21 protein-coding genes, 1 pseudogene and 2 riboswitches are annotated in these 23,659 nt (G+C 63.5%); of the genes and pseudogenes, 9 read left to right on the top strand and 13 right to left on the bottom strand.

Annotated elements, in window-relative coordinates; translation table 11 throughout:
- Positions 1-70: 70 nt before the first annotated feature.
- The 3 genes and pseudogenes from M0765_RS27545 to M0765_RS27535 form a co-directional block, all read right to left on the bottom strand.
- Positions 71-1,411: a metal-dependent hydrolase family protein gene (locus M0765_RS27545; protein ID WP_258507607.1), complete on the bottom strand. Its 1,341-nt coding sequence runs from the start codon at positions 1,409-1,411 to the stop codon at positions 71-73.
- A 34-nt stretch (positions 1,412-1,445) separates the two neighbouring features.
- Positions 1,446-2,237: an alpha/beta fold hydrolase gene (locus M0765_RS27540; RefSeq protein WP_258507605.1), complete on the bottom strand. Its 792-nt coding sequence runs from the start codon at positions 2,235-2,237 to the stop codon at positions 1,446-1,448.
- An 8-nt stretch (positions 2,238-2,245) separates the two neighbouring features.
- Positions 2,246-3,114: pseudogene (locus M0765_RS27535) on the bottom strand (fumarylacetoacetate hydrolase family protein).
- Positions 3,115-3,335: 221 nt separating this feature from the next.
- Between M0765_RS27535 and M0765_RS27530 the strand changes: the two are divergent.
- Positions 3,336-4,193 (top strand): helix-turn-helix domain-containing protein, encoded by an 858-nt coding sequence (locus M0765_RS27530; protein ID WP_258507603.1) that lies wholly within the window; start codon positions 3,336-3,338, stop codon positions 4,191-4,193.
- A 198-nt stretch (positions 4,194-4,391) separates the two neighbouring features.
- Here the strand turns inward: M0765_RS27530 and M0765_RS29600 are convergent, their stop codons facing one another.
- On the bottom strand, positions 4,392-4,637 hold the full coding sequence (locus tag M0765_RS29600; protein WP_446751616.1) for an SMI1/KNR4 family protein: 246 nt from the start codon (positions 4,635-4,637) through the stop codon (positions 4,392-4,394).
- A gap of 704 nt (positions 4,638-5,341) precedes the next feature.
- Between M0765_RS29600 and M0765_RS27525 the strand changes: the two genes are divergently transcribed.
- Positions 5,342-5,857, top strand: coding sequence for a ferritin-like domain-containing protein (locus M0765_RS27525; RefSeq protein ID WP_258507601.1), 516 nt, complete (start codon positions 5,342-5,344; stop codon positions 5,855-5,857).
- Between the two features lie 39 nt (positions 5,858-5,896).
- On the opposite strand, the gene M0765_RS27520 is transcribed toward M0765_RS27525, so the two are convergent.
- Both M0765_RS27520 and M0765_RS27515 read right to left on the bottom strand, forming a co-directional pair.
- Positions 5,897-6,691, bottom strand: coding sequence for a LytR/AlgR family response regulator transcription factor (locus tag M0765_RS27520; protein WP_258507600.1), 795 nt, complete (start codon positions 6,689-6,691; stop codon positions 5,897-5,899).
- Entirely contained in the window at positions 6,688-7,752 is a 1,065-nt protein-coding gene (locus M0765_RS27515) for a sensor histidine kinase (protein WP_258507598.1), read from the bottom strand. The genes M0765_RS27520 and M0765_RS27515 overlap by 4 nt, the downstream gene beginning before the upstream one ends.
- A 329-nt stretch (positions 7,753-8,081) precedes the next feature.
- Between M0765_RS27515 and M0765_RS27510 the strand changes: the two genes are divergently transcribed.
- The 3 genes from M0765_RS27510 (at position 8,082) to M0765_RS27500 (ending at position 11,561) form a co-directional block, all read left to right on the top strand.
- A complete protein-coding gene (locus M0765_RS27510; protein ID WP_446751578.1) occupies positions 8,082-9,167 on the top strand; it encodes an alpha/beta fold hydrolase in 1,086 nt (361 codons plus the stop codon).
- A 103-nt stretch (positions 9,168-9,270) separates the two neighbouring features.
- Complete coding sequence (locus M0765_RS27505) at positions 9,271-10,608, top strand: glycosyltransferase (RefSeq protein WP_258507595.1); 1,338 nt, start codon at positions 9,271-9,273, stop codon at positions 10,606-10,608.
- Positions 10,605-11,561 (top strand): hypothetical protein, encoded by a 957-nt coding sequence (locus tag M0765_RS27500; protein WP_258507593.1) that lies wholly within the window; start codon positions 10,605-10,607, stop codon positions 11,559-11,561. Before M0765_RS27505 ends, M0765_RS27500 begins: the two co-directional genes overlap by 4 nt.
- Positions 11,562-11,589: 28 nt before the next feature.
- On the opposite strand, the gene M0765_RS27495 is transcribed toward M0765_RS27500, so the two are convergent.
- Complete coding sequence (locus M0765_RS27495; RefSeq protein WP_258507591.1) at positions 11,590-13,050, bottom strand: sensor domain-containing diguanylate cyclase; 1,461 nt, start codon at positions 13,048-13,050, stop codon at positions 11,590-11,592.
- A gap of 109 nt (positions 13,051-13,159) precedes the next feature.
- Between M0765_RS27495 and M0765_RS27490 the strand changes: the two genes are divergently transcribed.
- The 4 genes from M0765_RS27490 (at position 13,160) to M0765_RS27475 (ending at position 16,317) form a co-directional block, all read left to right on the top strand.
- Positions 13,160-14,212, top strand: coding sequence for an NAD(P)H-dependent flavin oxidoreductase (locus M0765_RS27490; protein WP_258507590.1), 1,053 nt, complete (start codon positions 13,160-13,162; stop codon positions 14,210-14,212).
- Between the two features lie 15 nt (positions 14,213-14,227).
- Complete coding sequence (locus tag M0765_RS27485) at positions 14,228-14,917, top strand: alpha/beta hydrolase (protein WP_258507588.1); 690 nt, start codon at positions 14,228-14,230, stop codon at positions 14,915-14,917.
- Between the two features lie 136 nt (positions 14,918-15,053).
- Positions 15,054-15,959, top strand: a complete 906-nt coding sequence (locus tag M0765_RS27480) for a DUF3014 domain-containing protein (protein WP_258507587.1) — start codon at positions 15,054-15,056, stop codon at positions 15,957-15,959.
- A gap of 109 nt (positions 15,960-16,068) precedes the next feature.
- Positions 16,069-16,317 carry a hypothetical protein gene (locus tag M0765_RS27475; protein ID WP_258507585.1) on the top strand — a complete coding sequence of 83 codons (249 nt, stop codon included), beginning with the start codon at positions 16,069-16,071 and terminating at the stop codon, positions 16,315-16,317.
- A gap of 16 nt (positions 16,318-16,333) precedes the next feature.
- On the opposite strand, the gene gcvP is transcribed toward M0765_RS27475, so the two are convergent.
- The 6 genes from gcvP to M0765_RS27445 all read right to left on the bottom strand — a co-directional run bounded on the left by gcvP (position 16,334) and on the right by M0765_RS27445 (position 23,651).
- Positions 16,334-19,240, bottom strand: coding sequence for an aminomethyl-transferring glycine dehydrogenase (gene gcvP, locus M0765_RS27470; RefSeq protein ID WP_258507583.1), 2,907 nt, complete (start codon positions 19,238-19,240; stop codon positions 16,334-16,336).
- Positions 19,241-19,290: 50 nt separating this feature from the next.
- Complete coding sequence (gene gcvH, locus M0765_RS27465) at positions 19,291-19,662, bottom strand: glycine cleavage system protein GcvH (RefSeq protein WP_126746785.1); 372 nt, start codon at positions 19,660-19,662, stop codon at positions 19,291-19,293.
- Between the two features lie 51 nt (positions 19,663-19,713).
- A complete protein-coding gene (gcvT, locus tag M0765_RS27460; protein ID WP_446751577.1) occupies positions 19,714-20,856 on the bottom strand; it encodes a glycine cleavage system aminomethyltransferase GcvT in 1,143 nt (380 codons plus the stop codon).
- Between the two features lie 78 nt (positions 20,857-20,934).
- A riboswitch (glycine riboswitch) is annotated at positions 20,935-21,046 on the bottom strand.
- Between the two features lie 12 nt (positions 21,047-21,058).
- Positions 21,059-21,149: riboswitch (glycine riboswitch) on the bottom strand.
- Between the two features lie 22 nt (positions 21,150-21,171).
- A complete protein-coding gene (locus tag M0765_RS27455) occupies positions 21,172-21,735 on the bottom strand; it encodes a hypothetical protein (protein ID WP_258507577.1) in 564 nt (187 codons plus the stop codon).
- 147 nt (positions 21,736-21,882) lie between these two features.
- Positions 21,883-23,160 carry a TRAP transporter large permease gene (locus M0765_RS27450; RefSeq protein ID WP_258507574.1) on the bottom strand — a complete coding sequence of 426 codons (1,278 nt, stop codon included), beginning with the start codon at positions 23,158-23,160 and terminating at the stop codon, positions 21,883-21,885.
- A complete protein-coding gene (locus M0765_RS27445; RefSeq protein ID WP_258507572.1) occupies positions 23,157-23,651 on the bottom strand; it encodes a TRAP transporter small permease in 495 nt (164 codons plus the stop codon). The genes M0765_RS27450 and M0765_RS27445 overlap by 4 nt, the downstream gene beginning before the upstream one ends.
- Positions 23,652-23,659: the final 8 nt, after the last annotated feature.

Below are 23,659 nucleotides of genomic sequence, written 5' to 3'. Positions count from 1 at the left end.
CTTCCGCCGCCGCTGGATCAGGAGCTACGTTGCGCAGGTTGCACGCTAATAGCGGTGATCGTTCACTGAATCAGTGCATCTCCGCGATTGCCTCTCGCACGCCTTCTTCCTGCAGAGGGGAGTTGGCCCCCTCGAGGTGCAATGCCGCCTCAGCCGGAACGGGAGTTGCGCAGTCCTTGTGGATCACGCCATCCTTCATCACGAGCTGGATCTTGGCCGGATCGGTCATCAGGGCGAGGTTCTGAAGCGGGTCGCCGTCAACAAGCACGATGTCGGCCAAATAGCCGGCCTTCAGTTGGCCCAGTTCGTCAGGGCGCATCATGATCTGGCCACCCAGCTTCGTTGCTGCGAGCAAGGCTTCCTTCGGCGTCATCCCGATGTAATCGACGAAGTACTGCAGGTCGTTGGCATTGGTGCCGTGCGGCATCCAGGCAAAGCCGTAGTCGCCCCCTGGCAGGATGCGAATTCCGCGTTGGTGCATCTTGCGTAGCGACTGAGATGCAATCTCCAACTCGCGCTTGTAGCCCATCTGCGTCGCGACGGCATCGGTGATGCCGTACTCCGCCGCGTTGTACGTAGTACGAATGAGCCAGCCGATGCCTGGCGCGACGAAGTGTTTGTCCTTCGCGGCCTCCAACATGTCGAGCGCTTCTTCATCCGCGAAGCTCGCGTGGTAGACCATCTCGATGCCGTGCCGAACGCACTGCTTAACTGATTCGCTTGAGCGCGCATGGGCCGCCATGCGTTTGCCGAAGCGCTTGGCTTCCTGCGCGAGCATCGCGATCTCTTCTTCAGCAAACGGCGACATCTCGGCCGGCAAGCCCGCGATGTATTCGCCCGACAGGTTGATCTTCAGGTGATCGACGCCGTACTTGATGAAGGTGCGGGCGGACCTACGGATCTCTTCAGGCCCGCTGCACACACTTCCGAAGCTCAGTTCCTCAAAATTCATGTGCGGCAAGGTGTTGTCACCGAGCGCGCCGATCGTCGTGATCTCCTGGCTCCCTGCGAGGTAGCGCGGACCCGGGAACTCGCCCGCAACAATTGCGTTGCGCAGCACCACGTCGAGCCGCGGCTTGGCAGCGGCTGCGCCGACTGCCGACGTCCAACCCATGTCGAGATAGCGTTTGGCCACGCGCACGCACCACAGCATGTGCTCCTCAGGCGGCATGAACTGGATCGCTGCCAGTGACGGCTGATCGTTCCACGAGAAATGTGTGTGCGCCTCGGTCATGCCGGGCATCAGGAAGCGGCCTCTACCTTCGATGACGCGCGCGTCATCGGTACTCACGCGTTTGGGTGCGCGAGTCACCTCGACGATGCGCTTGCCCTCGACGAGGACGTCGCCCAGATAGGTGTCTTCGCCCGTGCCGTCGAAGATGCGCACATTGGTGAATGCGATGCGTGTCATGCTTGTCTCCTCCGGCGAAACGCCGGCAATGGGTTTAAGAAGTCAGCTTCAGCGATGCATAAAACTGTTCGAGTTCCTGCATGCAGCGTTGCGGCTTTTCGAAGGTCGTCCAGTGGCCACAGTTGTCGAACACAACATGGCGGGATCCAGGGATGCGAGAGGCCATCGCCGACACATTGACCGGCGGCGCTACGCCGTCTTGGTCACCGGTGACGAGCAGCGCCGGTACTTCAATCTGCTCGATGGCTGCAGACTGCGCACTGGCTAAGGCTTCGCAGCTTTGCGCATAGCCCTCGGGCGACTGCCGCATCACGCTCTCTCGGACCAGCGCAAGGACTGCAGGTTGCTGGTCCTTCGTCTCCTTGCTGGTCGCGCCCTTGACTATTGCATCGGCTATCTCTTGCATCGCCGCTGCACCGCTGCGCGCCAATGCAGCCCGGGCGGTGATGTTCGGCCGCGCAGCTTCCGGCGGCGCGACCAGGGGGCCGAATAGCGCGAGCGACTTGACCTTGTCCGGGTGGCTCACCGTCAAATGCTGCGCGACGATGGTGCCGAGAGAGTACGCCATGACGTGCACAGATTCGATCTTGAGGCTCCCCAGCAGTCCGTCCAGCGCCGCAACGTAACGCTCGATGGAAAGTGGTTGCTGCAGGAGTGCCGACCGTGCGCTGCCAGGCAAGTCGGGTCGGATGACTTTGAACCCTGACAGCGCCGCCAGCAACGGCGTCCAGGTGTTCGAGGATCCACCGAGCCCGTGGATGCACAGCAGTGCCTCGCCTTCGCCGTCGATTTCCACGGCCAGTCCATTGATGCATTGAGTCGTCATGGCGTTCCTCAGACAAATTTGTTCTCAATGGCGCCGAGGCCTTCGATCTCGACTCGGACAACATCGCCCGCTTTCAGGTAGCGCGGCGGCGTCATCCCCATGCCGACGCCGGCCGGTGTGCCGGTGGCGATTACGTCCCCGGATAGAGCGTGATGCCCCGCGAGATGGTTTCGATCAGCGCCGGGATGTCGAAGATCATGTTCTCGGTCGGCCCGTCTTGACGCAGCTCGCCATTGACCCAGCAGCGAACGCGCGTCTTGGTGCCATCGAGCTCGTCGGCAGTGACGACCCACGGGCCCATCGGGCAGAAGGTGTCGAAGGACTTTCCCAAGTCCCATTGGCCATGGCGTACTTGCACGTCGCGCGCCGTCACGTCGTTGACGATCGTGTAGCCGAAGACATGATCCATCGCGTCCGCACGCGTGATGTTCGTCCCGCCCTTGCCAATCACCACCGCCAACTCGGCTTCGTAGTCGATCTGCTGCGAGATTTCACTGGGCACGAAGACGTCGTCATGCGGTCCGACGACGCATTCGGGTACCTTGGTGAATACGATGGGCCATTCGTCGGTTTTGGCAGCGCTATCCTTGAAGACGGATGACGACAGTTCCTTGGCATGCGCGTGGTAGTTGCGACCGACGCACCACACGTTGCGCCGCGGCTTGGGCAATGGCGCGTCGAGGTCTACATCTGCTACCTTGACAACAGCACCGTTCGTGGGCGGCAACTTGCCGCCTTCGGCCAAGGCTTCGATCAAGCTCAGCGCACCTTTTTCTGCCTGCTCCGGCGTAAGGATGAAGGGGGTGATCGTGCTTCCGTCGGCGGACACAAGGCCGGTTTGGCGACGCCCTTCGGCCAGGTAGGTTGCGATTCGCATGTCTGGGGTACTCCTGTGAGTTGTGTTCGATGATTTGCGACTCCGAGCACGGCGTCGCGGCGATGAGCAACTTTATGAACTCAGGGCACTTGGCGCTTATCGAGGAATCTGGCGGCGTATCAGGGAGTCAGGTGCGGGCTAGGGACTTTCCCGAATCGACCGCCATTCCGGCTCTGGCAGGCAAACAATCGCGGTGCCCCCACGTTTGAAGGACTTGCAAGATGCCAGAAGCCTACGCGCTGCATGAGGGCGCCTTTGGCACAGCGATCGTTCTTGAATCGCGCGCCAATCTGGTGTCACATGCTCATTCCGAAACGCAGCTAGCTCTGTGGCTTGGGGGTACCCGAGCGATCGCAAATGTGGGAGCCCACGTCGTTCGATACAGCGAGAACGTTGCGCTAGGTGTCAATGAATTTCAGGCGCACGACATGGTTATGGAAGGCAGCGGCACCAGCCTCTTTCTCGTATTCATGATTTCAAAGGATTGGCTGGATGAGCTGGGAGCTGCAACTGGACGCAACTTTAGATTTCCGTCGCCTAACGTGCCCATCACATCTGCGATGCGGCGGTCATGCTGGCGCGTGCTGGACTTGATCATCTCCGCCAGCAACTCGCGCTCCGCCATCGACGACGAGGTCGAGCGATTGTTGGAGGCCGCTATCGCAGCGTCCACCGCCGGCGGTGCAGAACCACACTCTGTAGCCGTGGGCGTAACGCTTGACTACCGGCTCAGGGCCGCCATCGCCCACATGCGCGAGCATGTTTCTGAAGTCATCACCATAGATGAAATTGCAGCGAAGGTCGGACTGTCGCGTGGTCACTTCTTCGCGCTTTTCCGAGATCAACTCGACACCACGCCGCAGGTGTTCTGGAGTGGCGTGCGGGTTGAAGAGGCCATGCGGCGCGTAGCGGAAGGCAGCGCGTTGACCGACGTCGCGCTAGACCTCGGCTTCTCTGCGCCGGGTAACTTCTCGCGCTTCTTCAAGGAGCACACCGGTGTCTCTCCCTCGATCTTCAAACGCGCCGCTCGCGGCCCGTCCCCCGTGACGGTCACTGGCATCTCAAGGGAGCACGCTTAGTTGCGTGTTTCCCGTGGACGTCCTGCGACACGGCGCTTCATGGCGCGTCGGCAACGTCGAGAAGATCAAGCGCCGGCGTAAGCCTGGCCAAGATGAACGCCGCGCCGGGCGGCTAAGCGCTTAGCGAAAATCGACGTACCGCGGCATTGCGATTGGCCCACTTATCTGCTCTCGAAAGATTCATGCGACGAGACGCACCTAGTTATTTGCGACTAGGAAAGCCGTGAATGTGATTGCCAGGGGCAGCAATGAATCCTCCCCTGACTTTCCATGAGCAAAGTAGGCAATGGTCGGAACATGGCCAAGCCGGTAGTCTAGGCACACGTAGTCACCGAAGCCGGTATCGACAATGGGAAGCACGCTGACCGGTATCTGTTCGTCACACCTCAAAGCCCGATAGGTGCTCAACACAGTTCGCGGCGCGTCCCCATCAAACGCGAGCATGCTACCGACGCAGCTTACGTCCTCGACGCCCGAGCCGTATGTGACCACAAATTCGCACTCCTCCGGGTTGCTGGCTAAGGGGCCCGGGGCGGTCCTGAATGCCGGCCGAAACCGGTCACTTAGGGGCGAGCGAAAGGTATTGGCCAGTTGCTCAGGCCGCCGCGAACGTGTCGTAGGCCTTGCCGGATCTGCCCTCTGACGGCCTGTGAGCCGCGCCCGAACAGCACGTGACGCGTCATGGGGCCGGCGAACTGAAACGCCTTTGTAGAAGGGCAATCGCCCTCGTCGCTCTCAAAAGACCCCGAATACCTTCAACAAGATGATGACGCCAATGGGCACGCCGCATAGCCAAAGGATGATGCTTTTCATGTGACTTCCTCGGTGGTGGGTATGCCGTCACGGTAGCCAGCATCACCTCGATCGGCGAAGGGAAAAAACGACCCTTGCAGTAGGAAAACGTCCGCGCCGGTGATCGCCGACGGCTTGCGCGGGATAGTGCAGATGCTTCGCCCGGATGGTCGAGCGAGTCATGTAATGGCGCTCCGCCTGCCGCTGTTGCGGATTCGGCCAACCCCTACAAGCCTCGTCACTAGCAGACGACGCCGGAAGCCCTGAGGCGCGCGACCATAGTTCGCAAGGCTGCGCCGCGGCGGCCCCGGCGGTTTTATTTCTGTTCCGCGTCAAGCAACACCAAGGAGCAAATCATGGCCAATGGCAGCGTTTTGGGTCGCGCCGACCAAGCTTGTGCTGATCGCGTTCCTTTTGCCGATGTGCCCGCCGATGAGCAGGCGGTCGATGTGTTGAGCGAACTGCTCGAACACGCGCGCGACAGCGAATACGGCTTTCGCACCTGCGCCCGAGAGGTGCCTTCTGCATCAAGCCTGAGGCAGTCGTTCAACCGGCGCGCTTCGCAGTACCACGAGGCCTGCGATGAGTTGGAGCGAATGATACGGCGCCACGGTGGAACTCCCATCGAGTGTGGTACGACCGGGGCGACCATCCATCGGGGGTGGGTCCGGGTGAAAGGAGCGATCGGCGCGAACAGTGAGTTGTCGCTGCTTGAAGACTGTGAACGTGGCGAAGAGGCAGCCGTCGCGCTCTACCGCGAGGCGATGCAGCGAAATCTGCCACCCGACGCCCGCGACTTGGTCGAGCGCCAGGCCGCAAGCGCGCAGCAAAGCCATGAACAGCTCCGGGTGCTGCGCGACGCAACCGCCTAGGCGCGTGACGAAGATAGTCCGTTGCCGGTTCTGCCACCACTACATGGCGCGGAACAGGTGCCCGAACGCCCGGCTGACCTTGAGAGATCTCTGGAGGCCCCGCACGCACAGGCTGTAGCGCCCGTTCTCGTCGCGCGTGGCGCTCACGATGCAGTGCGTGTTGACCAGCACGCCGCGATGCACCTGCGTGAAGTCGGCAGCGTCGAGCCGCGACACGAGATCGCGCAGGCTCATGCGCACCAGCGCCTCGCCATCGGCCGTGACAACATTGACGTATTTCTCGGCGGCTTCCAGGCAGATCACCTCCGAGACCGGGATCATCCGCACGGTGTTGCCGACGCCGGCGCGGATGATCTTGATCTTCTCGGGTGCGTCAGCCGCATCCGTGATCGACTGGACGCGCTGCATCAGGGCCGCCATGCCACCGGCAGCTGGTATCCGGGCGCGCTCGTGCAACCTTTGCTTCAGCCGTTGCACGCAGACCTCCAAGCGTTCAAGCGTCGCCGGCTTGAGCATGTAGTCCATCGCCGCATGCTCGAATGCCGAGATCGCGAAATTGTCATACGCGGTGATGAAGACGAAGAGCGGTTCAGCCTTGTCGTCGGGCCACTCGTCAGCGACAGCCTCTGCGACGTCCAGGCCTGTCTTGCCCGGCATCTTGATGTCCAGGAACATCACATCGGGCATCAGCGTCTGGGCGAGTTCGATCGCCTTCATGCCATCGTCGGCAACGCCCGCGATCTTCAGCTCGGGCCAGGCTTCGAACAGCAATCGCTGCAGCGTTCTCGACAACACCGGTTCATCTTCGGCAATCACGGCGCGCCATGCGTTCACGACGGAATCCTCACAACCGCGTGAACGCCGCATGGTGATCGAGTTTGCAGAGTCAGGGACGCACGCAAGCCATAGAGGGCCTGGAGGCGGTCACGCACATTCTTCAGTCCGGAGCCGCAAACCTCGCCCGCATCATCGCCACTCAAAGTGGGCTGTTGCGGCGGCAAGCCCAGACCGGAATCGTCTACCGCGACTTCGATGCTCCCTTCGATCGACCGTGCCAGCACTTCGATGCTCCCTGCGCCCAACTTCGGTTCCAGGCCGTGCTTGATGGCATTCTCGACCAACGGCTGCAACAGCATCGGCGGAATGGCGGTCCGCTCCAGTTCGGCGGGCAAGTCGAGCCGATAGGTCAGCCTGGGGCCCATGCGCAAGGACATGACGTCGAGGTACGCCTTCAACTGGGAGAACTCCGACTGCAGTGTCGTCACTTCATCGCGCGAAGCTGCATGCGTGCTCCGTAGGTAGACGATCAGCTGGTCGATCATGCGCTCGGCCTGTCGCGGGTCTTCGTCGACGAGGGAGCGCAGATTCGCCAGCGTGTTGAACAACATGTGGGGCTCGAGCTGGGCGCGCAGCAGCCGCAGTTCCGATTCGGTGGCAAGGCGCTGGGCATCGGATCGCGCGATCGCCTCTTTGGCAAGCTGGTCACGCGCCGCAGCGGCGTAGAGGACGAACGCGGCCAGCACCAGACCGAATGCGAACGCCACCATGTAGTCGCGTCCATGACCCACCACGCGGCTGATCGGTTCGTCCAGGATCAGGAGCGCGATCAGGTGACCTCCAAAGTACCCCGTGGGGATGGCGATCGCGCCGGTGAGAAACCAACGGGGCAGCGCCTGCATTCGCAGCAGCCGTTCCGAGCGGCCAAGCACCGCGATGCACGAGATGAACACCATGCCGACACATTCGACGAAGACGAACAGGCGAGGCAGCGTCTCGAGTGCGGGAGCGGCCCAGAAGAGCAGCCCGGCCGCGATTGCGCACAGCAGAAACGAGCCGGCCGTCAGCCGTGCTGCGCCGAGCCAGCGGGCCGGAATCGATGAATCAACGCTGATCACTGGCGGAAGTCGGATGCATCGAGGAACTGTAAAGGTTGGCACGCCATGCCGCTACGGATGGAGCGCCCTTGGGGCGAATTTGTCCTCGAGCCGTCGGTTTGGTCGACCGAACGGCGACCGCTCGATGCCGCCTTACGACCGTTGACGCCCCCAACCGAGCGTTTGGGAGTCAAACCGGATGCGCCCGTGGCAGCGGCCGCCGAAAGTGCGGGCCTCACCACTCGGGAGTTCTTATGCAACGGTCTTTTCTTTCCAACACGCTGCTTTGCGCCGCGGCTGCCTTCTGTGCAGCCATCGTCACGACGAACGCACAGGCCTTCGACGGCATCGTGGAAAAGCAGGTGTTCAACCTGCCTGCCTACACGACCGTGAACGGCCAGGTCATCAAGGGAGTGCGCATCGGCTATGAAACCTATGGCCGTTTGAATGCTGCGCGAGACAACGTGATCCTCATCAACCATTTCATCACCGGCACTTCGCACGCCGCCGGCCGGTATGCGGCGAGCGACGCCGCGCCGGGTTACTGGGACATGATCATCGGCGCCGGCCTGCCGATCGATACCGAGCGGTTCTTCGTCATCGCGACCGACGCGCTGGCCAATCCCAATCGCGCATCGGCCACCGTCGTCAGTACCGGCCCGGCCAGCATCGACGCCGCCACCGGCAAACCGTATGGCATGCGCTTCCCGGTGCTGGCCGCGCGGGACACGGTGGAGGTGCAGAAGGCCCTGCTCGATTCGATGGGCATTCGAACCCTCTACGCCGTGGCTGGCGCTTCGGCTGGCGCCTGGATGTCGGTGGAATGGGCCTCGGCTTACCCGGAGCGTGTGCAGCGCCTGTTGTCCGTCGTGGGACCTGGCGTCGACAGCCCGGCCTACGCCGTCGCCAAGATGAGCTCGTGGGGCGCGGCCGTGAGGCTGGACCCGAACTGGGCCAATGGCGACTACCACGGCAAGGCCGAGCCGCTGGCAGGCATGACGCAGGCCATGCGACAGGTCACGCTCGACGCCCTCAGCTTCGCCTGGGCCGACAAGGCCTTCGGTCAAAAGTGGGCCGACCCGGGCAAAAACCCCGGCGATGCGACCGCCAATCAGTTTGCGGTCGATGCCACCCTCGAGAAGATCGGCGAAGCGCGCGCCAAGGGCATGGACGCCAACAGCTGGCTGTACACGCTGAAGGCCTTGCAGTTGCCGAGCGCCAAACCAGACCGCATCAAGGCCAAGTCGCTGTTCGTGGGCATCAGCTCGGATCAGATCTTTCCGCCGCACTTGTCAAAACGCGCAGTGGAGACCCTCAAGGCGCAAGGCACCCCGGCAGAGTACGTCGAGTTGAACAGTCCCAACGGTCATGCCGATGCTCTGGGTGCCACAGTCGGTCAGGCCGGGCCGGCGATTGCGTCATTTCTTGCGAAGTAGGCTCGCCGGACTCGTCTGAGTTGTTAGCACGCATCGGAAAATGTAAACAAACTGTTCAACGGATTGCTGCGGCATTACATTCTTGTGACCCCCGAGGATGCACATGAAAGTAGATGGCCGAGAGGCGAAGCGTTCGGCAATTTATCTGCCGGTGTCAGCCAAATTTTTGATCGCATTGATCGGGGCGATCGCGTGGATGGTTTTTTCGATTTGGGCCGCCGGGCCGTGGCTGGCCGATCTGAAAAGCTATGTAGGAACCGCGTTTGCCATTTTCCTGGTGTATGGCATTGCCATCATTCCGGGGTTCATGAATGCGTTCATGGCAATCAGCCTCATTCTGGACAAAAGGCCGCCGCATCGCCCGCTTTCGGTCTATCCGCCGATATCGATATTGATTGCCGCGTACAACGAAGAAGCTTCCATCGAAGAGACGCTGGTCAGCATTGACCAGCAGAAGTACCCGGGCGAGTTGCAGGTCATCGTGATCAATGACGGCTCGGCGGATGGCACTGCGCAGGTGGTTCAGCGCGCCCTGGAGCGGTATGGCTGGCTCAGCTTTGTCGACCTGAAAAAGAATGGTGGCAAAGCCCGCGCCTTGAACATCGGGTTCAAGGAGGTTCTGCACGATCTGGTCGTGACCGTCGATGCGGATTCCTTTTTGTACCGCGGCGCGCTCACCAGCATTGTCGAGCGCTATCACGCCGACCCGCCCAATACGCGCGCGGTTGCCGGAAAAATCCTGGTTCGAAACTCGCGGCAGAACTGGATCACCCGTTGCCAGGAGTGGGACTACTTTCACGGTATTTCCGCGGTCAAGCGAGTTCAGTCGCTTTTCCAGGGCACCTTGGTTGCGCAAGGCGCATTTTCCGTTTACGACCGGGCCGCGCTGACCGAGGTTGGCGGATGGCCCGAGTGCGTGGGAGAAGACATCGTGCTCACATGGGCGCTGTTGAATGCCGGGTACAGGGTGGGGCACTGCGAAGACGCCTGCCTCTTCACCAATGTGCCCAGTACCCTCAAGCAGTTGGTCAAGCAGCGCCAGCGTTGGGCGCGCGGCATGACGGAGGCCTTTGTCAAACACCCCCGCATTCTTTTCAAGATGCGGCTGTCGACCTTTTTCATTCACTGGAATCTTTTGTTCCCGTGGCTGGACCTGGCATTCACCATCGGCTTCATCCCCGGAATAATATTTGCCTTGTTCGGCTATTACTGGATCGTGGGCCCAATGACTCTGGCGCTGATACCGGCGGCATTTGCGCTGAGTTTCCTGATGTTCTCGATCGAGCGCCGGATGTTCAAGAAAACCGGATTGGTCGTGCGAAAAAATATCCAGGGCTTCTTTGTCTACGTGCTTCTGTACAGCTTGCTTTTGCAACCCGCCAGCGTGCTCGGCTATCTGGACGAACTGTTCAGAAAGCCCAAAGCCTGGGGCACCAAATGACCAGGAAGCCGGCATATGCAGCGGCCGCCATTTCGGGCCTCATGGTGTTGAGTGCCTCCTGCCATGCGCAGGTAGAAGCGGCCGAGAAAAAAACGTCCGGCATGGCTTTCGGGACGGAAGCCCTGCTGACCAGCGACAGCGACAACTTCGAATCCCGCCGGGTATCGGTCGAGTTTTTTCCCGCTTTTGAAAACGCCGACCGCTACCTGGGGTTCCGGCTCGGCGACTACAAGTACCAGCAAGACAGCTGGCGAAGGGCAGGAAAAAAGATCTCGTTCCTCGCGCGTTCAATCGAAACCAGAACGGCCAATGGCGGACAGATGGAGGCCGGCGTGTTCGAGCAGGGCGGTCATACGCTGCTGACGCTCGACGGCAGCTACCGCATAGCGCCGACAAAAAGCACGGCAGTGGAGTTTCTGCTTACGCGCGACTGGGTCGAAACACCGAAGTCGCTCGACCGCGGAATCGATTTTTCGTTTCTCGGTGTTGCGGTCGACCAAGGCTTGGGAAGCCATGTCACGCTGGTGGGGCTGCTGGCACAGCAGTACTTCTCCGACGGGAATCGACGGGATCACGGGCGCATCCGCTTCATCTATCAACCCTCGCTCGACCTGGGGCTGACCCTGCAAGCGCGCTACCGCACGTACCGCAGCACCCACGAAGATGTCGACAGGGCCTACTTCAATCCGAAGAGTTACAGCGAATCGATGCTGGCGGTCAGCTGGCGGCAGCGTTTCCAGGGCTGGACCGCCGCGGTAACGGCCGGGCTGGGCAACGAGAAGATCAACCACGACCTGAGCCAGCCTACGAGACTGCTGGACGTGAGCCTGCAGAGCCCTGTGAGGGGATCGCAGGTGTTCCGCTTCAATGCCGGCTACAGCCGCAGCACCACCTTTTCGGGGCCCAGCTACCAGTACCGGTACATACGCGGCGAGTGGATCATTCTTTTCTAAGGATGCCGGGGCCGCTTCTTCACCGCGCTTACTCGCGTCGGCGGTCGGCCTTGCTTTCGCGGTAGTAGCGGGCCTTCTCTTCGTACATTGCACGGTCCGCACGCTGCAGGGCCGCGTCTAGCTGGTCGCCGGCCTCGCAGGTGGCCACGCCCATCGCAAGGTTCAGCATCCGTCCGCTTTGCCCGGCGTAGAACTGGTTGTTCAGTTCGAGCATGGAAACGATGCGGTCGCGCATCGCCTCCGCCCCGCGCTCGTCCGTCTTGGGGAGGACGACGGCAAATTCGTCGCCGCCGATCCGCGCCGGCCAGCCGGGCTCATCGACGGCCTTGCTCAGCACCTCGCCCACGCGCCGGAGCAGTGCGTCGCCGGCGGCATGGCCTTCCTCGTCGTTGACGGGTTTCAGGCCGTTCATGTCGATCACCAGCACCGACACCGGCCATGGTCCCTTGCGCGTCAACCGATTCACTTCTTCCGTGAAGAAGGTGCGGTTGCGCAATTGGGTCAGCACGTCGTGCTTGCCCAGGTACTCGAGGTAGGCCTCGGCCTTCTTGCGGGCCGTGATGTCGATCAGCGACACCAGCACCAGGTCCCAGGTGGCGAGCCGGTCTTCGAGCACTGCAAACTGCATGTGGATGTTCAGCAGGTCGCCCGTCAATGCGTAGTTGATCACCTCCCGCTGCTGCAGCATCTTTCCGTTCCAGAGGTCCTGCAGCTGCTCGGCGAAGGAGTCTTGCATCTCGTCGCGGAAGATGTCCGAGAGGTTGTCCAGCAGCGTTGCCTTGTCGGCCGCACCGAACATGCGCAGGGTTTCGCGGTTGACGTCGATCACGCGAATCTCGCTCATGCAGCGGGTGACGAACTCCGGGTGCACCTTGATGAAGGTCGTGAAGTCGGTGATGCCCCGTTTTCGTATGTCGTCGAGCAGGGCCTTCACCGCACTGAAGTCTTCCACCCACAACGAAACGGGTGACCGTTCGAACAGTTCGCGCGCGTAGCGTTCGCTCTCCAGGCGCAGCTCTTCGGCGCGAACGCGCGCGGTAATGTCGTCGAGCGACACCAGCACACGGTCCCAAGACTTTTCATAGCCGGGCAGCACCTGCACCCGCACGTGCACGTCGAGCCTTCGGCCGTCGAGCGCGTAGTTGACCGTCTGGTTGTCGAAGGAGAGATTTCCACGCCAGAGCTGGTCCAGCTCGTAGATCACGGGCGCGGTCATGTCGTCCCGAAAGATGCTGTCCAGCCGCGAGAGCAGCTCGGCCTGGCTTTGCGCACCAAAGAGGTTGAGCGTGCTCTGGTTGACGCTCAACACCCGCAGTTGCGCCATGCATTCGCTCACCCGGCTCGGCTCGGCATTCAGGTGGGCCACCAAATCCACCACGCCCGCATTGCGCCACGATTCGAACAGCCGGAGCAGGCCGCTGTAGTCTTCGATCCAGAGCGACATGGGTGCAAACTCGAACATCGACTCGTAGTCGGTGGAAGACGGCATGTACAGCTCCTGGGCGGGTGGGATCTTGCTCCGGATGATGCACCATTTGGCAGTAGGCGTTTTCCAGTCGTTGGACAATGGCCGGGGCACGAAACACAAGGAATTCCGCATGACCACGCTGCAGCAACTTCTAGGTACCGAACTCCCGCTGATCCAGGCGCCCATGGCGGGCATTCAAGGCAGCGCAATGGCCATTGCCGTCAGCAACGCGGGCGGGCTCGGCTCGCTGCCGTGCGCCATGCTGGGCAACGACGCCATTCGCACCGAAATAGGCGCCATCCGCGCGGGCACAGGCAAGCCCTACAACGTCAACTTCTTCTGCCACGTGTCGCCGCAGCCAAGCGCCGAACGCGAGGCGACATGGCGCAACGCGCTGGCGCCGTATTACCGCGAGCACGACATCGATGCGGCATCCATTCCCGCTGGCCCCGGGCGCAACCCCTTCAGCGAGGCGGTGGCCGAGGTGCTGGCCGAGTTCCGTCCGCCGGTGGTGAGCTTTCATTTCGGGTTGCCGCCTGAGCCGCTGCTGGCCCAAGTGCGCGGATGGGGCTCGAAGATCCTCGCCTCGGCCACCACGGTCGACGAGGCGCTGTGGCTGGAGGCGCAGGGTGTCGACGCCATCATTGCCCAGGGGCTGGAGGCCGGCGGCCATCGCGGGCACTTTCTCTCGCACGACCTGACGGCGCAGCTCGGCACCTTTGCGTTGCTGCCGCAAGTGGTGCTTGCGGTTCGCGTGCCGGTCATCGCGGCCGGCGGCATTGCCGATGCAAACGGTGTGGCCGCCGCCATGGCGCTTGGCGCCGCCGGCGTGCAGATCGGCACCGCCTACATGCTCGCGCCCGAAGCCTTCACCAGCGCCTTGCACCGCGCGGCGCTGACAAGCGATGCAGCGCGCCATACCGCGCTGACCAACCTTTTTACCGGCCGCCCGGCGCGCGGCATCATGAACCGCCTGATGCGCGACCTGGGGCCGATCGCCACGGTGGCGCCCGAGTTTCCGCTTGCCACGTCAGCCATTGCACCGCTGCGCGCCAAGGCCGAGGCACAGGGCCGCGGCGACTTTTCACCGCTGTGGTCGGGGCAGAACGCGACGGGCTGCCGCGAGCTCCCGTCCGCCGAGATCACCCGTGCGTTGGCGCAGGGCTTTCATCTCACCGCCTGAACCCTCGCCAGACCCATGCCGCAACTCCATCTGCCCTTCAAGTTTCTCGAACAACCCTCCAACGCCGGCGTGCGCGAGCCGTGGCTGCTGGTGCTGATGCACGGTGTCGGCAGCAACGAGCAAGACCTGTTCGGCCTGGCGCGGCTCATGCCGCCGCAGTTTCACGTGCTGAGCCTGCGCGCGCCCTATGTGCTGTCGCCCGATGCCTATGCGTGGTTCGAGTTCCAGGTGCTGGCAAACGGCGAGCGGCACATCAATGAAGAGCAGGAGCGCGAAAGCCGCTTTCTCGTCGGCGAGATGATCGCCTCGGCATCGCAGCAGCTCGGCGTGCCGCCGGAGCGCGTGGTGGTCGGCGGTTTCAGCCAGGGCGGCATCATGGCGCTGTCGCTGCTGCTGACGCAGCCCGCGAAGGTGCGCGCCGCGATGGTGTGGCACAGCCGCCTGCTGCCGCAGGTGGTGCCGCACATTGCGCCGCCGGAGGCCTTCGAGGGCAAGGCGCTGTGGGTGAGCCATGGCAGCGCCGACAACGTGATTGCGCCAAGCGCGGCACAAGCCACGCGCGAACTGGCGCGTGGCTTGCCGCTGGCGCTCTCGGGTGCGGACTTTCCCGGCGGGCATGAAATCCGGCCGGCCGAGCTGCAAGGCACGCTGGCGTGGCTTCAGGCGCTCAGCACCTCAGCGGGTACGCCCCAGTCGCGGCCATAGAAGCCTTTTTTCGCTTGGCCGGCGCGTCACAGTGCGTTACGGGATGACGAGGGATGACACCGGGGAGGGCCGCAGAACTGGTGCACCATAGCCGTTCGCCTCCCACTGCAATCCTCGCAAAAGGAATATTGCCGACATGTCCGACAGCGACACCTCCGAATTCAGGCCGCGCCGCGAGAGCTCGGCCGGCACCATCATCATCATCGGCCTGCTGGCGATAGCGGCCGCTCTCCTGGGCTGGCGCTGGTACCAGCAGCAACAGCCGCAGCCAGTCGAGCCGGCGCCTACCGCGGCCACCGCGCCGAACGACGGGCCCGCGCCCGCACCGCCGCCAGCCCCATTGCTTGAATCGCTGGAGCCCAAGAACCCCATCGATGCGATCGCGCTGCCCGCCTCGGGCCTGCCTACGGTCGCCGATTCCGACACGCGCGTGATGTCGGCGCTGGTCGATCTGCTGGGCAGCCAGAACGTGGCGGAATTCGTGCAGTTCGACGGCGTGGTGCGCCGCTTTGTGGCCACCATCGACAACCTGTCGCGCGAGCAGGCGCCAGCGAGTGCATGGCCGGTGCAGCCCACCAAGCAGCGCTTTGCCACCGAAGGCAAGGGCGAGGCGCAGACCATCGCGGCCAACAATGCCGCGCGCTACAACCCCATCGTGCTGCTTGCGGGGTCGGTCGACCCGGCCAAGGCCGCCAAGACGTATGCGCGGCTCTATCCGCTCTTTCAGAAAGCGTATGAAGAGCTTGGCTATCCAGGCCGCTATTTCAACGACCGGCTCATTGCCGTGATCGACCATCTGCTGCAGGCGCCCGAACCCGCCGGCCCGGTGCAGGTCCGGCTCGTCGAGGTCAAGGGCAACGTGTCGTCGCAGCGGCCCTGGGTGCGCTATGAATACGCCGATCCGCAGCTCGAGTCGCTCTCGTCCGGCCAGAAGATCATGGTGCGGGTGGGGCTGGAAAACGAGCGCAAGCTCAAGGCCAGCCTGCGCGGCTTCCGCGAGCAGATTGCCACGGGCGACATGGCCAAGAAGAAGCAGCGCTGACCCATCGCGCTGTAGGCGCGTGCCGATCGCGCGCCGTGTAGGCGCGGGCCGATTGCGCGCGCTGCGGATGCCGTGGATGATTTGTCCTCACGATTTCGAGGACAACCGTATGAACCTGATGAGCGTCGACCTCTACCAGAGTGCTACCGATCCCGAGAAGTTTCTGGCGCTGCCCGCCGGCACCGACCCCGCCGACCTCATGGGGCCGATGACCTTCGACCGGGACTACGCGCACATCAAGCGCTACCAGGAAGCCTTCGAATTCGATCCGTCCGTTCCTTACGCGGGCGTGAACGCCGCGAAGATCGCCGCGGACATCCTCACCGTGAAGTGGGCGATGTACCGCCGCGAAGGGTAGAAAAGAAGGCCCCTGGTCAGGCCTCTTCGGTTTCCTGGTATTCGCCCACGGGCACGCAGCTGCAGAACAGGTTGCGGTCACCGTACACGTTGTCGACCCGGCCGATGGGCGGCCAGTACTTGGCCTGCTTGAGTTCGGCCAGCGGAAACGCGCCGAGCTCACGCGAGTAGGGGTGCGACCATTCGGTGCCGAGCAGGCTCGCAGCGGTGTGGGGCGCGTGCTTCAGCGGGTTGTCGTCCTTGGGCCAGACGCCTTCTTCCACGCGGCGGATCTCGCCGCGAATGGCGATCATCGCGTCGACGAAGCGGTCCAACTCGGCCAGCGGCTCGCTCTCGGTCGGCTCGACCATCAGCGTGCCCGGCACTGGAAAGCTCAAGGTCGGCGCATGAAAGCCGTAGTCGATCAGGCGCTTGGCCACGTCTTCGGCGGTGACGCCGCTGGTGTCCTTGAGCGGGCGCAGGTCCAGGATGCATTCGTGCGCCACGTGGCCGTTGGGGCTTGCGTACAGCGTGGGGTAGTGGTCCTTCAGGCGCGCGCTGATGTAGTTGGCGCTCAGAATGGCGGTTTCGGTTGCGGCCTGCAGGCCCTTGGCGCCCATCATGCGGCAGTACATCCAGCTGATCGGCAGCACGGCCGCATTGCCCAGCGGCGCCGCGGAAACCGCACAGACGCCGTTCGATGCAATGCCGGCCGTCGCGTGGCCGGGCAGGTACGGCACCAGGTCTTCGACCACGCACACGGGGCCCACGCCCGGCCCGCCGCCGCCATGCGGAATGCAGAAGGTCTTGTGCAGGTTCAGGTGGCTCACGTCGCCGCCGAATTCGCCCGGCGCGGCCACGCCGACCAGCGCATTCATGTTGGCGCCATCGACATACACGCGGCCGCCGTGCTCGTGCACCAGCTCGCAGAGCTCCTTCACGCGGGTTTCGAACACGCCGTGCGTGCTGGGGTAGGTGATCATCACCGCGGCCAGCTTGTCGCTGTGCTTTTCGCAGGCGCGCTTCAGGTCGTCCATGTCGACGTTGCCCTGGGCGTCGCACGCCGTCACCACCACCTGCAGGCCGACCATCTGGGCGCTTGCGGGGTTGGTGCCGTGCGCCGACGAGGGAATCAGGCAGATGTTGCGATGGCCCTGGCCCTTGGCCTCATGGAAGGACTTGATCGCCAGCAGGCCTGCGTATTCGCCCTGCGAGCCGGCATTGGGCTGCAGGCTGATGCCCGCGTAGCCGGTGGCTTCGCAAAGCCACGCGCGCAGCTGCGCATCGAGCTGCGCATAGCCTTGCTGCTGCTCGGCGGGTGCGAAGGGGTGGATGTTCGCGAACTCGGGCCAGGTGATGGGGATCATCTCGCTGGTCGCGTTGAGCTTCATCGTGCAACTGCCCAGCGGAATCATGCTGCGGTCGAGCGCCAGGTCCTTGTCCGAGAGGCTGCGGATGTAGCGCAGCATCGCCGTCTCGCTCTTGTGCGTGTTGAACACCGGGTGCGTCAGAAAGGCGCTGGTGCGGCGCAGGTCTTCGGGCAGGCGCGGCGCGGTGTTGGCCAGGTCGTCGAAACGCGGCATCGGCATGCCCACGGGCACGAACAGGGCCCAGAGCGTTTCGATGTCGGCGCGCGTCGTGGTTTCGTCGAGCGAAATGCCCAGGTGCTGCTGCAGCCGCTGGCGCAAATTGACGCCGGCCGCGGTCGCGCGTTCGATGATCTTCGGCGTGTCTTCGCCCGTGCGGATGGTGAGCGAATCGAAGGCGGTGCCGTTGACCGGCTCCCGGCCCATTTGCGCCAGGCCCTGCGCAAGGATGGCGGTGAGCGCTGCCACGCGCTGCGCGATGCGGGTAAGTCCGTCGGGCCCGTGGTACACGGCGTACATGCTGGCCACAACGGCCGGCAGCACCTGCGCGGTGCAGATGTTCGAAGTGGCCTTCTCACGGCGAATGTGCTGCTCGCGCGTTTGCAGCGCGAGGCGGTAGGCGGGTTGGCCGTGCGTGTCGACGCTCACGCCGACGAGACGGCCCGGCAGCGAGCGCTTGAACTCGTCGCGGCAGGCCAGGTAGGCGGCGTGCGGGCCGCCGTTGCACAGCGGCATGCCGAAGCGCTGCGTGGTGCCGCAGACGATGTCCGCGTCCCATTCGCCCGGCGGCGCGAGCAGGGTGAGCGCGAGCAGGTCGGCGGCCACGCAGAAGGCGGCGTCGCACTGGTGCGCATGGCCCGCGAGCGGGCGCAGGTCATGCACGTGGCCGGTGGTGGCAGGGTACTGCGCGAGCACGCCGAAGAATTCGCAGCTCGCCATCAAGTGCGGCAGCGTCTCCGACACGGTGCTCACTTTCACCTCGATGCCCAGCGGCGCGGCGCGCGTCTTGATGACCTCGATGGTCTGCGGGTGGCAGTCGCCCGACACCAGGAACACGTTGCTCTTGCTCTTCACGCTGCGCTTGGCGAGCGTCATCGCCTCGGCGGCGGCTGTGGCTTCGTCGAGCATCGAGGCGTTGGCGATGGCCATGCCCGTCAGGTCGCACACCATGGTCTGGAAGTTGAGCAGGGCTTCCATGCGGCCCTGCGAAATCTCGGCCTGGTAGGGCGTGTAGGCGGTGTACCAGGCGGGGTTCTCGAGCACGTTGCGCAAGATCACACCCGGTGTGTGCGTGCCGTAGTAGCCCTGGCCGATGAAGCTCTTGAACACCTTGTTCTTCGCCGCAATGGCCTTCAGTTCGGCCAGCGCGTCCGCCTCGGCCACCGGCGCGGGCAGCCGCATCGGCTTGGCGCGTCGAATGGCCGCGGGCACGATGCCGTCGATGAGCTCCGCCCGCGTTTCCGAGCCGATCACCGGCAGCATGCGCGCCTCGTCTTCCGCATCGATGCCGATGTGGCGGGCGAGAAATTCTTCGGCGTTCTCTAGTTGTTGCAGGGAAGGCTGGGCGGGAATCGGCATGGCGGTAAAGGCTCGGGGAATGAGGAAGGGCGGCTGAAGAACCCGGCGGATCAGGATTCGGCGGCGAACTTGTCGTAGCTGGCGGCGTCGAGCAGCGCGTCGAGTTGCGACGGTTCGCTGAGCTTGACCTTGAAGAACCAGCCGGCGGCCAGCGGGTCGGTGTTGGCGAGCGAGGGATCGGCGCGGAGCGCTTCGTTCACTTCGGTGATCTCGCCCGACACGGGCATGAACACATCGGCCGCGGCCTTGACCGATTCGACGACACCGGCCACTTCACCTTGCGCAAAGGTCTTGCCCACTTCGGGCAGATCGACAAAGACCACGTCGCCCAGCGCATCCTGTGCGTGAACGGTAATGCCGACTGTAGCAGCGTCGCCTTCGGCCGAGACCCATTCGTGGTCCTTGGTGTACTTGATGCTCATGGTGAAAAACTCCTCGTGGAAAAAAATGATCTGATTCAGGCAGCGCAGAGCCTAGCCGCGGTAGTAGCGCGTCGGCACGAAAGGCAGGGTCGAGACTTCCATCGGCACCGGCTTGCCGCGCACGATCGCCTGCACGCGCGTGCCAGGCTCTGAAAACGCGGTGGCCACGTAGCCCATGGCAACCGGGCGATCGGCCGTCGGGCCGAGCAGGCCGCTGGTCACAATGCCGATGTCCCGGCCTTCGAAAGATTGCAGGAGCGTGCCGTCGCGTACCGGAACGCGTTCCAGCGCCACAAGGCCGACGCGCTTGCGCTTCAGGGTGTCGTGGTCGGTGCGGCCCGCGGCGCCGGCCGTAGCGGCGGCCAGTTGCGCCAGCACCTTGGCCGCACCCGGAAAGCCGCCTTCGCGCGCGCCGCCCGTGCGGCGCACCTTCTGGATCGCCCAGTTGAGCGAGGCCTCGACTGGCGTGGTGGTGGTGTCGATGTCGTTGCCGTACAGGCAGAGCCCGGCTTCGAGCCGTAGCGAATTGCGCGCGCCCAGGCCGACGGGCTTGACCTCGGGCTGCGCCAGCAGCAGGCGGGCGAGGGCGTCGGCATCCTTGCCGGCGACCGAAATCTCGAAGCCGTCTTCGCCCGTGTAGCCGCTGCGCGTGGCAAAGGCCGGAATGCCGCCGATCTTCACCGCGCCGCCGGTCATGAACACAAAGCGCTCGATGCCGGGCGACAAGTGGGCCAGCACCGTGGCGGCCTGTGGGCCTTGCAGCGCGAGCAGTGCATGGTCGGGCATGGGCTGCACGTCGCAGCGCGCGCCGATTTTCTGCTGGATATGCGCGAGGTCGGCCACCTTGCAGGCGCCGTTCACGATCACGAAGATCGAGCCGTGCCCTTCGTTGAAGAACATCAGGTCGTCGAGGATGCCGCCTTCGTCGTTCAGCAGCAGCCCGTAGCGCTGCTTGCCCGGTGCAAGGTCGATCACGTCGACCGGCATCAGGGTTTCGAATGCGGCGGCGGCGTCGGGCCCCACCAGGCGCAACTGGCCCATGTGGGAAATGTCGAACAGGCCGGCCGCGTCGCGCGTGTGCTTGTGCTCGGCCATCAGGCCGGCGGGGTATTGCACCGGCATGGAGTAGCCGGCAAAAGGCACCATGCGGGCGCCCAGTTCCACATGCAGGTCGTGCAGGGGCGTCTTGAGCAATGGGGCGTCGGATGATGAAGCGGAAGCGGCCACGGGGCACTCCAAAGGGGCAGTCGAATTCCATGGCGCGAGCCATGGGCCACCCCTGCTGTCCGCTTTACCTGAGAGATTCGCCCCACGATCGGGGTTTGCTCCTTCGGTGGGCCGCCGCATCGCCAAGATGCAAGGGCCTCTCTCCAGCAAGGAAACGCCGGCATGCGCCAGCGCCTTGTCAGTCCTTTTGCCTGAGCGTTCGGGAAACCCCTGCGCCTTCGGCGGCCTCGCGTGGCGAGGCTCTCTCCTGACCCTTCGAAGTGTAGTGGATCGCGGAAGGCCTCAGTGCACGGTTTCCGAAGCGGGCGGCAGCAACCTTTCGATACGCTCGCGCAGCGATTCGGCCCGCTCGGCGCCCGCGGCTTTCTCGACTTCATTGAGCATCAGCGCGGCAATCGTCAGCATGGCGTCGCGGTCGCGGGCTTCGCGTAGCGCATCGCGCATCTGCAGCGCAAACTTGGGATCGCGCCGCACGAACATGCGCTCGCAGATGTCGAACAGGAACATGCGCGTGGTGGCCAGGGAACGTTTGCCGTCGAAGTTGTCGGTCGAGGTCTCTACACGGATGGGCTCCGCCGCAGGAGCCGGAATCGGCGTGTGTGCCGGGCCCGCCGAAACGGGTGGGGCGGCTTTGGGCTCGGCGACCTGCGCGTCGTGCAGGTACCCGCGGTTCATGAGCGCCCGCAGCGTCTGTTCGGCTTCGTCGCGGCTCGCGAACAGCGGGCTGAAGTCGGTCAGCGAACGCCGGCCGTCGGCCATCAGCAGCAATGCGCGCTCGCGCTGGCTGAGCGTGCGTTGCCCGCCTTGCAGTTCGTCGCGTGCCTTGTCGGTCTTGGTGGGAAACATGGCGCCACAGCTTTCGGAATCGAAGGCTGCAGCATCGTTGGGGCTGGTGACATCTTTGTGAAACGTTTGCCTTACAGGGGCATTTGCCGCATAAAAAAGGCAGCCCGCGAAGGCTGCCCGTTTTCTCTCTGGTTTTTGCGTCGCCTGCTACTTGGCGTACACCAGGTCGCGCAGCGCGAGCGATATCCAAGGCACGTAGGTAATCACCATCAGGCAGGCCAGGATCACCAGCACGAAGGGAATGAGGTACTTCACGATGCGGTCGAGCGAGATGCGGGCCACCGTGCACGCCGCGAACAGGTTCACGCCGAAGGGCGGCGTGATCATGCCGAGCGCGAGGTTCACCACCATGATGAGCCCGAAATGAACCGGGTCGACACCGAAGTGCACCGCCACCGGTGCCAGGATGGGCGCGAGCACGATGATGGCCGCGCTGGTCTCGATGAACATGCCGATGATGAACAGCGCCGCGTTCACGCCCAAAAGGAACATGGCCGGCGACTTCAGCACTTCCTGCAGCCAATGGCCGATGGCGTCCGGCACGCCCGCGCGCGTGATCAGGAAGGCGAACAGGCCCGCATTGGCGATGATGAACATGATCACCGCCGACGACAGCACCGACTTCCGCAGGATGAGGTACAGGTCCTTGAGCTTGATCTCCCGGTAGATCACCATGCCGACCACCAGCGCATAGAACACCGCCACCGCCGAAGCCTCGGTGGGCGTGAAGATGCCGCCGTAGATGCCGCCCAGGATGATTACCGGCATCAGCAGTGCCCAGCCGGCCTGCCAGGTCGCCTTGCCGAAGGACATGCGGCCGTCGCCGTCGTTCTTGCCCCAGCCCTTCCACTTGCAATACACCCAGACGAACAGCATCAGCGCCAGGCTGATGAGAATGCCGGGGCCGAAGCCCGCAATGAACAGCTCGCCGATGGACACTTCGGCGCTCACGCCGTACAGAATCATCGGAATGGAAGGCGGAATGATCACGCCCAGCTCGGCGCTGGTGGCCTGAAGCGCCGCCGCGTACGCGGTGGGGTAGCCGTGCTTGATGAGCGCCGGAATCAGGATGGCGCCGATGGCAAAGGTGGTGGCCACCGAAGAGCCCGACACCGCCGCAAAGATCATGCAGGTGAGCACGCAGGTCATCGGCAGGCCGCCCTGCACACCGCCCACAATGCTCTTGGCAAATTCGACCAGCCGGCGCGAGATGCCGCCGGTTTCCATCAGGTTGCCGGCCAGGATGAAGAACGGAATGGCCGCCAGCGGAAACTTGTTGATCGAATTGAACATCTCCTTCACGGAGATGAGCATGTTCACGTTGGCCACCTGGATACCCAGGATCGATGCGAGCCCGATGGACACCGCCACTGAAACCGACAGTGCAAAACACAGCACCATCGTTGCAACCATCACGGGGGTCATTGCGCGGTCTCCAGTTCGAGCCGCTTGGGATCGAGAAAATTACCAACGATGCCGAACAGGCAAAAAACGGAACCGACCGGCAGCGCCAGGTACGACCACATCATCGACACGCTTTCGAGCCCGGCCATCGATTGCACGCGCCCGCGCATGGCGTAATCCCAGCCCCACCACAGAATGACCAGCATCAGCGCCAGTGCCGCGATGCTGACCGCGGCGTCTAGCACGCGCTTGACGCGCGGCGGGCTCCAGCGGTAGAGCACGTCCACGCTCACCATCGCGCCTTGCCGGAATGCCATCGGAATGCCGAGGAACACCATCCAGATCAGGCTCATGCGGATCAGGATCTCGCTCCATTCGGCGGGTTGCTCGAGCACGAAGCGCGTGACGATCTGGAACACGCCCAACCCGGAGGCGATGACCAGCATCACGCAGGCGGCAATCATCGAGAAGCCGGTGGTCCAGCGCTCGATGCCGAGAAATTTTTCTTTCATCTGCAGTC

The sequence above is a fragment of the Variovorax sp. S12S4 genome, assembly GCF_023195515.1.
Taxonomy (GTDB): Bacteria; Pseudomonadota; Gammaproteobacteria; order Burkholderiales; family Burkholderiaceae_C; genus Variovorax.
Note: the sequence above shows the minus strand (reverse complement) of the source record. Positions and strands in the feature narration are given on the sequence as shown.

Excerpts from the sequence above, each read along its gene's own strand:
- M0765_RS27545 (WP_258507607.1), bottom strand. The coding sequence starts at position 1,411 with ATGACACGCATCGCATTCACCAATGTGCGCATCTTCGACGGCACGGGC.
- M0765_RS27540 (WP_258507605.1), bottom strand. The coding sequence starts at position 2,237 with ATGACGACTCAATGCATCAATGGACTGGCCGTGGAAATCGACGGCGAA.
- M0765_RS27530 (WP_258507603.1), top strand. The coding sequence starts at position 3,336 with ATGCCAGAAGCCTACGCGCTGCATGAGGGCGCCTTTGGCACAGCGATC.
- M0765_RS29600 (WP_446751616.1), bottom strand. The coding sequence starts at position 4,637 with ATGCTCGCGTTTGATGGGGACGCGCCGCGAACTGTGTTGAGCACCTAT.
- M0765_RS27525 (WP_258507601.1), top strand. The coding sequence starts at position 5,342 with ATGGCCAATGGCAGCGTTTTGGGTCGCGCCGACCAAGCTTGTGCTGAT.
- M0765_RS27505 (WP_258507595.1), top strand. The coding sequence starts at position 9,271 with ATGAAAGTAGATGGCCGAGAGGCGAAGCGTTCGGCAATTTATCTGCCG.
- M0765_RS27500 (WP_258507593.1), top strand. The coding sequence starts at position 10,605 with ATGACCAGGAAGCCGGCATATGCAGCGGCCGCCATTTCGGGCCTCATG.
- M0765_RS27495 (WP_258507591.1), bottom strand. The coding sequence starts at position 13,050 with ATGCCGTCTTCCACCGACTACGAGTCGATGTTCGAGTTTGCACCCATG.
- M0765_RS27490 (WP_258507590.1), top strand. The coding sequence starts at position 13,160 with ATGACCACGCTGCAGCAACTTCTAGGTACCGAACTCCCGCTGATCCAG.
- M0765_RS27485 (WP_258507588.1), top strand. The coding sequence starts at position 14,228 with ATGCCGCAACTCCATCTGCCCTTCAAGTTTCTCGAACAACCCTCCAAC.
- M0765_RS27480 (WP_258507587.1), top strand. The coding sequence starts at position 15,054 with ATGTCCGACAGCGACACCTCCGAATTCAGGCCGCGCCGCGAGAGCTCG.
- M0765_RS27475 (WP_258507585.1), top strand. The coding sequence starts at position 16,069 with ATGAACCTGATGAGCGTCGACCTCTACCAGAGTGCTACCGATCCCGAG.
- gcvP (WP_258507583.1), bottom strand. The coding sequence starts at position 19,240 with ATGCCGATTCCCGCCCAGCCTTCCCTGCAACAACTAGAGAACGCCGAA.
- gcvH (WP_126746785.1), bottom strand. The coding sequence starts at position 19,662 with ATGAGCATCAAGTACACCAAGGACCACGAATGGGTCTCGGCCGAAGGC.
- M0765_RS27455 (WP_258507577.1), bottom strand. The coding sequence starts at position 21,735 with ATGTTTCCCACCAAGACCGACAAGGCACGCGACGAACTGCAAGGCGGG.
- M0765_RS27450 (WP_258507574.1), bottom strand. The coding sequence starts at position 23,160 with ATGACCCCCGTGATGGTTGCAACGATGGTGCTGTGTTTTGCACTGTCG.
- M0765_RS27445 (WP_258507572.1), bottom strand. The coding sequence starts at position 23,651 with ATGAAAGAAAAATTTCTCGGCATCGAGCGCTGGACCACCGGCTTCTCG.